The sequence below is a fragment of the Chryseobacterium panacisoli genome (genome assembly GCF_008274625.1).
In the GTDB taxonomy this organism is placed as follows: domain Bacteria; phylum Bacteroidota; class Bacteroidia; order Flavobacteriales; family Weeksellaceae; genus Chryseobacterium; species Chryseobacterium panacisoli.
In genome coordinates this window covers 141,117-151,858 of the sequence record NZ_VTRU01000004.1, presented here as the reverse complement: position 1 = coordinate 151,858, position 10,742 = coordinate 141,117, and the positions used below count along the sequence as shown (strand labels likewise).

General features: G+C 37.5%; 11 protein-coding genes and 1 tRNA gene. 4 read left to right on the top strand and 8 right to left on the bottom strand.

Going from position 1 to position 10,742, the window contains the following annotated elements:
* The first annotated feature begins 319 nt into the window (after window positions 1–319).
* On the top strand, window positions 320–1,084 hold the full coding sequence (map, locus tag FW781_RS16335) for a type I methionyl aminopeptidase (RefSeq protein WP_149388404.1): 765 nt from the start codon (window positions 320–322) through the stop codon (window positions 1,082–1,084).
* Between the two features lie 258 nt (window positions 1,085–1,342).
* Here the strand turns inward: map and FW781_RS16330 are convergent, their stop codons facing one another.
* A complete protein-coding gene (locus FW781_RS16330) occupies window positions 1,343–1,951 on the bottom strand; it encodes an FMN-dependent NADH-azoreductase (protein ID WP_149388403.1) in 609 nt (202 codons plus the stop codon).
* 192 nt (window positions 1,952–2,143) lie between these two features.
* On the opposite strand from FW781_RS16330, the gene FW781_RS16325 reads away from it, so the two are divergent.
* Both FW781_RS16325 and FW781_RS16320 read left to right on the top strand, forming a co-directional pair.
* The gene (locus FW781_RS16325) at window positions 2,144–3,676 is read left to right on the top strand and encodes a M20/M25/M40 family metallo-hydrolase (RefSeq protein ID WP_149388402.1); all 1,533 of its coding nucleotides are present in this window, start codon (window positions 2,144–2,146) and stop codon (window positions 3,674–3,676) included.
* Between the two features lie 354 nt (window positions 3,677–4,030).
* Window positions 4,031–4,726, top strand: a complete 696-nt coding sequence (locus FW781_RS16320; protein ID WP_149388401.1) for a hypothetical protein — start codon at window positions 4,031–4,033, stop codon at window positions 4,724–4,726.
* Between the two features lie 113 nt (window positions 4,727–4,839).
* Here the strand turns inward: FW781_RS16320 and FW781_RS16315 are convergent, their stop codons facing one another.
* The 4 genes from FW781_RS16315 to FW781_RS16300 form a co-directional block, all read right to left on the bottom strand.
* Window positions 4,840–5,760 (bottom strand): DUF2490 domain-containing protein, encoded by a 921-nt coding sequence (locus tag FW781_RS16315; RefSeq protein ID WP_149388400.1) that lies wholly within the window; start codon window positions 5,758–5,760, stop codon window positions 4,840–4,842.
* Window positions 5,761–5,984: 224 nt separating this feature from the next.
* Entirely contained in the window at window positions 5,985–6,395 is a 411-nt protein-coding gene (locus FW781_RS16310) for a hypothetical protein (RefSeq protein ID WP_149388399.1), read from the bottom strand.
* Between the two features lie 189 nt (window positions 6,396–6,584).
* Window positions 6,585–6,671: transfer RNA gene (locus tag FW781_RS16305), tRNA-Ser, on the bottom strand.
* A gap of 54 nt (window positions 6,672–6,725) precedes the next feature.
* Window positions 6,726–7,742 (bottom strand): asparaginase, encoded by a 1,017-nt coding sequence (locus FW781_RS16300; RefSeq protein ID WP_149388398.1) that lies wholly within the window; start codon window positions 7,740–7,742, stop codon window positions 6,726–6,728.
* Window positions 7,743–7,906: 164 nt separating this feature from the next.
* Here FW781_RS16300 and FW781_RS16295 point away from each other — a divergent pair, with 164 nt between their 5' ends.
* Window positions 7,907–8,587, top strand: coding sequence for a TrmH family RNA methyltransferase (locus FW781_RS16295; protein ID WP_149388397.1), 681 nt, complete (start codon window positions 7,907–7,909; stop codon window positions 8,585–8,587).
* A 51-nt stretch (window positions 8,588–8,638) separates the two neighbouring features.
* Here FW781_RS16295 and FW781_RS16290 read toward each other — a convergent pair whose 3' ends face one another.
* The 3 genes from FW781_RS16290 to tsaD are packed head-to-tail and all read right to left on the bottom strand — an operon-like array spanning window position 8,639 to window position 10,739.
* Window positions 8,639–9,334, bottom strand: coding sequence for an RsmE family RNA methyltransferase (locus FW781_RS16290; RefSeq protein WP_149388396.1), 696 nt, complete (start codon window positions 9,332–9,334; stop codon window positions 8,639–8,641).
* A complete protein-coding gene (locus tag FW781_RS16285; protein WP_149388395.1) occupies window positions 9,331–9,726 on the bottom strand; it encodes a hypothetical protein in 396 nt (131 codons plus the stop codon). The genes FW781_RS16290 and FW781_RS16285 overlap by 4 nt, the downstream gene beginning before the upstream one ends.
* Complete coding sequence (gene tsaD, locus FW781_RS16280) at window positions 9,723–10,739, bottom strand: tRNA (adenosine(37)-N6)-threonylcarbamoyltransferase complex transferase subunit TsaD (protein ID WP_149388394.1); 1,017 nt, start codon at window positions 10,737–10,739, stop codon at window positions 9,723–9,725. The genes FW781_RS16285 and tsaD overlap by 4 nt, the downstream gene beginning before the upstream one ends.
* Window positions 10,740–10,742: the final 3 nt, after the last annotated feature.

Genomic DNA, 10,742 nt, shown 5'->3' with positions numbered 1-10,742 from the left:
CTCTAACCACTATAGTAATTCTCTCCAGCCTATTCATCAAGTGGTTGGAGCCCTTTCGGAACAGTCTCCAACTACTTCATTAACGGTCTGAAGACCGTTAATGAAGTCTCTTTACCCACTTATCAAAGTGGCTGGAGACCGTTATTGAACACCCTCTAGCCCCTTATATAACAGAGTGTACCCCCTTACTCAAGGGGGTAGAAGGATATTAAAGTACTTGATAATCTCATTTTCCAATACAGGGGTTTGAGGAATTAAAACAAATCATATCAGAATATTTAATTTCCTAACTTTGTAGTTCTCAATAACAAACAAAACTATGTCAATCACGAACGAAGATCAGATGATCGGAATGCAAAAAGTAAGTGAAGCTGTTGCCTATACTTTGAAAAAGATGATAGAGTATGCTGAACCAGGCATGACCACAAAAGATCTTGATGAATATGGAGCTAAAATACTGGAAGGTTTCGGGGCAAAGTCAGCACCTTATCTGACCTATGGATTTCCAGGCTGGACGTGCATCAGCGTGGATAATGAATTCTGCCACGGTATTCCGACTGATCAGAGGATTTTGAAAGAAGGCGATCTGATTAATATTGATGTTTCTGCCGAACTGGACGGGTATTGGGCTGATAACGGAGGCTCTTTTGTGATCGGTAAAGATATTAACGGACATCAAAAGCTGGTGGAAGCATCTAAAGATATTTTGAAAAAAGCCATTGATAATATAAAAGGCGGAGTAAAAATCGCAGACATAGGGTATTTAATGGAGACAGAAGCAAAGAAAAGAGGTCTTAAAGTCATTAAGAACCTCGGCGGCCACGGAGTAGGCAGAAGTTTACATGAACAGCCTGATGAACTGCTGAACTACAAAAATCGCTATGACACCAGACGGTTTAAGAAAAACTCCGTGGTGGCTATTGAAACTTTTATTTCCACTGATTCCAATCTTGCAGTAGAATTAAAAGACGGATGGACTATGGTAGGAAATAAAGGTGGCTATATGGCTCAGCACGAACATACAATTGTTATCACCGATGGAAAACCTATCATTTTAACCGAAATGAACGAAATCCTGAATTAAAAGAAACCGCAACAATAAGAACGATCATAATTATTTTTAAGCGCAAGATTTTATCATAATTTCGTTGCTGAAAATCTTTGATTTTCTTGCGCCTTAAAATATACATCATTAGTAAAAAACTTAGCGCCCTTGCGTTAAAACCCAACAATAAGTATTATTAAATCCCAAAGCTTCATCCAATCAACGTGTTGATTCCTTTTTTGTTCCCTTAAATTCAGTGTAAATAGTTGAAAACTTTGTGTTTACCATAAATCTCTCTTAGGAAAGATCATTTACAGCATAAAAATCTTTCAGAATACTTTCATAATCTGCTATAAAACCACTCTCCATAGTCCCTTCAATACGATACGTTTCCACATCTGTAATTCCCGTATAACTTCTGAAAACATCTTTGAGATAATCAGAAATATAATCCGGAGCTCCCTCAGTATTTCTTCCGCCGGAAGCAATAGCCAGATACACTTTTTTACTTTTAAACTGTCCCACACGATTCCATTGTTCATCAAAAACATAAGTCACTCCCGCCCGGATCAGCTGATCCAGCCATGCCTTCAAAGGAGTGGAAACTCCCAGATTAAACATAGGAGTTCCAATGACAATAATATCTGCTTGACGCACTTCATCCACAGTCGCATTGGCATAGGAAAGAAGCTTTTTGCTTTGTTCATCATATAATGCAGGATGTTTATAAAACTCATGAATAGACACTTCATCAGCATATGGTGGTACATCTTTAATCAAATTCCGTACAACGACTTTATTGATAGTATGCTGTTGTAAAAGCTTTTCCAGAATGAGGGAACTCAATCTGTTGCTATAAGATAAATCTCCTCTCGCGCTGGAGATAATGTGCAGAATATTCTTCATACTTTATTTTTTGTTCTTATGACGATCTGATGTTCACAATGGGGACAGATGCATGTGCTTTTTATCAGTTTAAAATTGTAAAAAGCAGTATTCAGGAGAGTCAGCGATTGAAAAAGCCCGGTTTTAAATTGTTAAACAATAAATACTTTGTTATATTTATAGGATCAAACCACACCACAAAACTGATCTGCTATGAAAAAAGTTCTTTTAATCCTTTTGGGAATCGTTGTCATTCTGGCCGCTGTAGTGTTGATTAAAACTTACATCTATCCGTTTAAGAAAAATGATATCGGAGCAGGTGAGGGATGGAAACCTGTAAAAAATGACTCTGCAGTGATGAGACTTTCAGGAGGAATTAAAGTTCCGACCGTTTCTACAGGAAGTTTAGGTGAATTTGACTATGCACCATTTGATCAGTTCAAAACTTATTTAAAAACATCTTATCCATTAGTCTATCAGAACACGGAAAATGTTGAAGTAAACCAATATGGATTGGTATTCAGACTCAAAGGAAGCAATCCGGCCTTGGAACCCATTTTATTTCTTTCCCACATGGATGTTGTTCCGCCGGGAGATGCCGATATAAAGAATAATGAAGAAAATATATTCCGTCCGGATGATAAACCGGCAGAACCTGTTGCAAAAGTAGCCGAAGACTGGGATTTTGCCCCTTTTTCCGGAGCCGTAGCCAACGGAAGAATCTATGGAAGAGGAGCAATAGACATGAAAGGAATGCTATTTTCCTTAATGGAATCCATGAATTCTATGATTAAAAATAAGCAGATTCCACAACGCGATATCTATCTTGCTTTTGGTTTTGATGAAGAAGTTGGCGGACAGAAAGGAGCGATTCAGATTGCTGATTATTTTAAGAAAAAAGGATTGAAGTTCGATGCCGTTTATGACGAAGGCGGATTGATTATGAGAAAAGGAAACGTCGCAGGAATAGATACTGATGTTGCGGTTGTTGGATGTGCAGAGAAAGGCTTTCTTTCTGCAAAAATTAAGGTAAAAGGATTGGGTGGACACTCTTCTATGCCTCCAATGGAAAGTGCTATCGGGAAAGCAGCTGTTATTATGCAGCGTTTGGAAGATGACCAGATGAAGCCTGTGATCACCCCATTAATCAAAGAATTTTTTAATAATATAGGAGGTGAAATGCCTTTTACAACAAGAATGGCACTGGCCAATCAATGGCTTTTGAAACCTGTTTTGATTTCACAGCTCACCAAAAATAATACAACCAACGCATTGGTAAGAACAACCACAGCCTTGACAATGATGAAAGGTAGTGACGGTACCAATGTACTTTCTCCTGAAGTCGAATTTGTAGTGAATTTCAGATTACTTCCCGGAAATTCAGTGAAGGATGTACGGGATCATATTGCTAAAGCAACTGAAGGTTTCGATGTTGAGGTGGAAGAAATTGACAATACAAGAGAAGCCTCTGCAATTTCCCCAACCAATACGAAAGCTTTTAAAATGATAGAAGCGGGTGTAAAAGAAATTCATCCCGGAGCGATTGTCACTCCATACCTTACCATGGCAGGAACAGATGCCGGAAAATATGAGATAGTGAGCAAAAACGTTTACAGATTTATGCCGATCAAGATCAACAGTGCAGAACAGCAGAGTATCCATAGCACTAATGAATACTTGAGTATCGAAAACTACCTGAAAATGATTCATTACTTTGAGTTTGTGATGAAGAATTATGATAAGTAGATATCAATGGTGAATGGTCAATTCGCTGCGCTTGTGAATTTTAATTCGTGTAAATCAATTTTAACACAAAGTTTGCTAAGATATTTTAATGTTTAAAAACAACCGCAAAGGCGTTTCACTCAGCAATGATAAAGCAGCTATCCTAGCTGAACGAAGTGTCTTTACGAACAAAATATAAAACGTTACCTAACAAACCTTGCGAACCTTAGCATTAATAATGATTCACCATTGACTTTGCGAAGCAAAAATTGACTATTGACTTAATAATCTTTCAAATCTTTTTCACAAAAAATATATTGCGTCAAGTTTTGTCGCATTACGGGTATAGCTTTGTCATATCAAAATTACAGAGCTATGGAATTGCCATTTTACTTAAACTTTAACGACTTTGAACGTAATTATTACGATAACCTTGAAAAATGGTTTGAAGAATATCATAATACCAGCGAAACAGACTATCTGAATGCCCTTGCGGAGCTTTATGGTCCGTATGTCTATTATAATTTTGGAGATGATAGGTTAAAGCCGGATGCTTCCATTGAAGTGAAAGACTGTTTTTTTCCTTATCATGAAAAAATCGGAATCTCTTTCTGTATCGATTGTGAAAACGGAGCTTCACCAGCCAATGGGATGAATCAGGTTTTTGAATTTAAAAATATTTCCATGATGGAGTATGCCCAGCATATTCTGGATAAGATTAACAAGTTCTGTTCAAAAAATGCTCAAACTCTGGACGGAGGTAAAAATATTCAGGACTATATTAATAACTACACCATTATTACTTCAATGGAAGGAGTAGGGTATTGTATCAGCTATAACCGTCATCAGAAAGCAATTCCTTTTTTAAAAGCGTACCTTCCTTATTATGGTCAGACCGTTAATATGGCAGTATACAGGGACTTTCTTTTCTCTGTTGTGCAGATTGCAGAATTCATAGATCAGAAACTGAAGACAGTACATGCTTTTAAACAAACTATTTATGCCCGCTCAAGAGCTGAAGCCAAATTCAATGTACAATTGAGCCGCCAGTTCCTGACGTTGTGCAACTAGATTTTACACCAAACATTCATACTTAATTATATTGCAGAGAAACTTATGTTTCAAACAAAAATCCCGGTCAGCAATGACTGGGATTTTGTATGTGTTGTTATAAAATTATTCTTTTATTGTCTCTTTCTGTAAGGAATATTCCAGATCAGGTCCGCTGCCAGATAATGAACCCCTCCATGATGAATGCTTCTGCTGTCTCTGATCAGGTCATCCATATATCCTATATCTACTGTAAAAGGCGAATTAGGGATTGTAAACATATAGTATGCTGCAATCCGCATTTCACGATACCCGAACGAACCCCATTGCGCATCAGGTTCATTGAAATGGCTGATGGAAAACAAGGCTTCTGCACTCAATGCCAGCTTTTGATTGTTTTTAGAAGATAAATTATAGGTTAATTGGCTCTTGATACGGGTTCTGAACTGAAAATCTTCCTCTACTTTATGAAAGTCTGAATCAAAAAACTTCCTGAATTCCTGCCGCACCGTATTTTTTAGTTTCCATTTCCTTCCAAGGTCAAAAGTGTAAGCATACCTTCCGTAGATTCTGAATTCCTGTTCCGTATTTTCTTTATCATAAGGAGCGGTGCTTTCGTACTGGGGCTGGCGGCGGTAGCTGATTGCATAACTGTACTGCTGATGGGGAGCAAAAGAATGGTATACTTCATGATTTAAAACAATGATCGCCTGTTTTGAAAATAAGTTATGATGATCCGGACTGCTTTTTCTTCCGATGGCAATGTAGCTCAACGCTTGTTTCTTTCCCAGAGAATCCAGCTGTCGTTTCACTCCAAAGGCACCCCAGAATGCATTATTGGCATCACCTAATCCCGGCGGGCTGATCTGTGCTTTGACAGATGCTCCTAGACATCCTAATAAAAATAATCCTGCAAAAATTTTCTTTGTGCTCAACATGATGGATAGCTGCTTTACTGTTAATTTTAAATGACTGCGAAACCATGAGATGAAAAAGAATACCGTTGAAACGCAGAGAGAATACTTCGTGATCGCAAAATTATAAGCTTTGTTCATAGAATGTTTATTCAAAATCTTTTAATACTGTTTAAAAACATGACAAAATAAACACCTGATTTAGGATAGAATTGGGAATAAAACCTTCAAATTTTTTTTTGCATAAAATTGGTTGTGGATAAAATGTTGATAACTTGTGGAGAAAATCTATAGCCCATATAAAAATCGCCGCAATATTCAAGATTGCGGCGATTTAAAATGTATGGAACTTATCTGTTATGATTCTATCCTGCCTTACACATGGCATCCCATGTCGTCCAGAAATGAGCATTGATTGCTCCGATAGGGGGATTTGTGCTGTCAGCAACAATACCTACCATGGAAGCACAGTTGGAATTGCAGCCTATCTCATTATGGCTTCCGTTTTGAGGTGGAATCTGACGCCATGTACCGGTAGATCCGCTTAGTAATTCTACCTTAATCTCAAAGATCCCTGAAAGATTGGGAGTCTGAATTTGCTTGGTCGGATTTTCACTGGAAATGGTATCGCTCCAATTTCCTTGCGAAAATGTTACCCGCCATGTAGATATCATTCTGGCAGTGTCGTTTTGAGGGGAAAGATATACCCAAAACTGTGCTCCGTTTCCAAGTACTACCTGGCCGGAAGAATTTGCATTTACACTTGTTGATGTCATATTGATTTGGTTTTTAGTTGATTAGATTGTAATTCAAAGTAACGAAGAACCAGACAGATGTTCTATAGTGTAAATTACCAATTATGGTCTTAGGTATAAATACTTATGGAGTAGAGAATGGAATATGAACCAAGAATTTTGACCAAAAAATAAGCCTGTGCTAATGAAGCACAGGCTTTAATTTTCTTGCAGAGAGGAAGGGATTCGAACCCTCGATACAGTTACCCGTATACTACCTTTCCAGGGTAGCTCCTTCAACCACTCGGACACCTCTCTTTTTGAGATTGCAAAAATAGTGTAATTTCTTTAATATCCAAATTATTCCTGCAATTAATCCGTAATTTCTCCACAAAGGCTTCTGGTGAAATTATCAGCAAAGCTTCCAGAGTAGCTTGGGTTGTCAATAAGATGCATTGCTTTCGTAATTGCTGTTTCCGCGGTCATATCTCTTCCGCTGATTGCTCCGATTCTTGAGAAAATATTGCTGTTCTCATACTTTCCGAATGAGATACCTCCTGAAATACACTGGCTTACCACTACGATTTCCGTTCCGTTATTTCTGATTTCCTGAAGCGTTTCCTGAGTTTTTACACTGCTGAAAATGGTTCCTGAACCGAAAACCTGAAGAATAAGAACCTTCATTTTAGGGATTTCTCTGAAATGACTCAGGTGCATTCCCGGAAAAATTCTCCAGAATAAAATATCTTCGGAAATATGTTCATTCACATGAAATTCTACTTTCGGGTCACAACGGAATAAATTGTCTTTAATAATATTCAGGTGAACTCCGGATTGTCCCAGAATAGGGTAATTCGGACTTGCATAGGCATCAAAATATTCAGCAGAATATTTCAACGTTCTGTTTCCTCTTAATAATTTGTACTCAAAATAAATGGCAACCTCCTGAATAACCGCTTCATCGTTCTCGTAAAGGCTGGCATAATAAAGACTGGTCAGAAGATTTTCCTTGGCATCTGTCCTCAGATCACCAATAGGAAGCTGTGAACCGGTCATAATTACAGGTTTTCTTAACCCTTTTAGCATGAAACTTAATGCAGATGCTGTATAAGACATAGTATCTGTTCCATGAAGAATCAGGAAACCATCGTAGTCGTTATAATTTTTGTGAATATAATTAGCAATCACTCTCCATTCTTCGGGTCCCATATCCGATGAGTCCAGTGGTTTGGCGAAAGGATGAACGAAGACTTCGCATTCCATGAGCCTCATTTCGGGCATCTTTTCAAATATATTACCAAAATCAAAGGCACGGAGACTTCCGGTTTCATAATCTTTTTCCATTCCGATGGTTCCACCGGTATAGATAAGCAGGACTTTTCGCTTCATGTACTATTTTTAATTAAGAATTGGAGACCGATTAGGGTTCATAGGTCAAAATTACGTTAATTTGCAAAGATTTGAAAATGAATGAAACGCTTAGATCAAAATTTTATAAAAATAAGATGGCAATCGTAGGCGTTACATTGGGCTATTGGAAAAAAAATAACTAAATGCAGATGAGTGATTTATCGCAGACTTATGAATATTTAAAACAGTTTTTAACCGAAGAAAGACTGGCAAAAATTGAACATTTTTCGCAGGATAGTTCAGACTTTGTGCTTCCGGTTGTAGAAGATGTCTATCAGTTTAGAAATGCAGCAGCCATTGTACGCTCTGTAGAGGCTTGCGGCTTTCATAAAGTAGTCGCTTTACAGGAAGAGTATAGTTTTGAACCCAATCTTCGGGTAACAAAAGGCGCAGATACCTGGGTTGAGGTAGAAAAGCTTCCCCGAAATATGGAATCTTTTCAGAGTATTAAAGACAGAGGATATAAAATTGTGGTGGTTTCATTAGAAAATAATGCTAAAATGCTGCCTGAATATGAAATTACAGAACCGATTGCTTTGGTCTTCGGAACTGAAATGGAAGGAGTTTCCCAGGAGATTTTAGACTTTGCAGATGAAACGCTGGCCATCCCGATGTATGGTTTTACAAGGAGCTTCAATGTTTCCGTAGCAGCTTCAATCTGTATGTATGAATTGAAACAGAAGCTGATCAAATCTGATATTGATTATAAATTAAACGAAGAAAAACTTTTAAGGATGAAAATCCTTTGGACGGTAAATTCAATAAGAAGCGGACAACAGATCTTTGAAAAATATCTGAGAGAAAATAATATTGACTGGAAATAAGTCATTAGAAATAAAAAAGAGAGGGTTTATAAGCCTTCTCTTTTTTGTGATCTATATCATATTGTAATAATTCCATGCTGCGACAAGAACACCTGCGGTTTCTGTTCTGAGCCTTTGATTTCCTAAGGAAACGGCTCTTACTTTATTTTCTGCCAGAAATACAATTTCCTTTTCAGAAAAATCACCTTCAGGACCTATTAAAAATGTAAGCTGCTCCAATGGAGGAATATTTTTAAGATCAATTCTTTCTAAATTCTCATGGCAGTGGGCAACAAAGGTTTGTTCCGGATCAGTGTTTTTCAGGAAGTCCGTCAGTTTTACAGCGTCATTGATGGTTGGAAAATGAAATCTAAGGCTCTGTTTTGATGCAGCAATAGCCTGTTTTCTGATTTTATCAATATTGATATTTTTACGTTCGGTTTTCTCCGTTATAATAATACTGATCTCAGAAATACCCATTTCTACAGCCTTTTCCACAAAGAATTCAATTCTGTCGATATTTTTGGTAGGAGCAATGGCAATATGAAGCCTGGGATTGAATTCCGGAAGATTTTTTTTGATTTCAGAAACTTGAATACCCGCTTTTTTCCCTTCTATAATCAGTTTTCCTGAAGCCAGCTTTCCTTTTCCATCCGTCACATGAATCTCTTCACCATCTCTCATACGAAGTACTTTCACAATATGCTGCTGTTCTTCGTCATTGATGATGACCTGGTGATCCGTTATTTCGCCGTAAAATAGTTTCATATATCCTGAGTTAAGAATGCAACTCCTGTTTTTATAGTTGTGTAGATATCTGTATCACACTCACGGTAAGAACACATGTATATTTCTTCAATCCAGATATTGTTAATGAAAATCAGATTTAAATATTCCTGTTTTCTCAAATTATTTTTGATCGATAAATAATCTCCTTCTTTTGGTGTATAAGGAAAACTGAAAAGATGCTCAGAGTTTATTTTTTTTATAATTTCCTCTTTTATATCCTGAATATATCCTGTCTCAGAACTTGCTGGAAAGTAATCTAAGGCATTTTCTGCATCTTCATTTTTTCCTGTAACCGTTTCTAATACCCAATAATATTTTGAGTTCTTTTTAGAATGCGTTCCCAGTACTTTTTCTTCTAAGAGTATTTTCATAAATCGTATTTTGCTGTTGCCGAAGTTCTCAAATCTGTAAATTCACCTCTCTCAAACTTCAGTTTCGCTACCATGGCAATCATCGCAGCATTATCTGTGGTATATTCAAACTTGGGAATAAAAATACTCCAGCCCAGCTTTTCTTTGTTGTTTTCCATTGCTTTTCTCAGTGCAGAATTGGCAGATACGCCACCGGCAATAGCAACTTTATTGACGTTGAGATCCTGGGCTGCTTTTTCAAGCTTATTCATCAGGATTTCAATGATAGATTTTTGCACAGATGCACAAAGATCATTCAGGTTTTCCTTGATGAAATCCGGATTTTTTCTGACTTCTTTCTGAATAAAATACAGTACCGAAGTTTTAATGCCGCTGAAAGAATAATCATAATTTTCCAGCTTAGGCTTGTTGAATTTAAATGCATCGGGGTTCCCTTCCTTGGCTAATCTGTCAATGATAGGTCCGGCAGGGTAGTCAAGGTCAAAAATCTTTCCGATTTTATCAAAAGCTTCTCCTGCGGCATCATCAATGGTTTTTCCGATAATTTCCATATCGAAATAGTCTTTTACCAGTACAATCATGGTATGTCCGCCACTTACCGTAAGACACAAGAACGGAAAAGTAGGCGGCACAGGATTTGCATCTTCGATGAAATGGGCCAGAATGTGGGCTTGAAGGTGATTTACTTCTATTAAGGGTACATTCAGGCTCATAGCCAAAGACTTAGCAAATGATGTTCCTACAAGAAGAGATCCTAAAAGTCCCGGTCCGCGAGTAAATCCTATAGCAGAGATAGCATTTTGTTGTATATTTGCTTTAGAAAAAGATTTTTCAACAACGGGGATAATATTTTGCTGATGGGCCCGTGAAGCCAATTCAGGGACAACACCACCATATTCTTTATGGATGGCCTGGTTTGCGGCAATGTTTGAAAGAATAGAATTTCCCTTGATGATAGCTGCTGAGGTGTCGTCGCAGGACGATTCAATACCTAAAATTATAGAGTCGCTCATAAT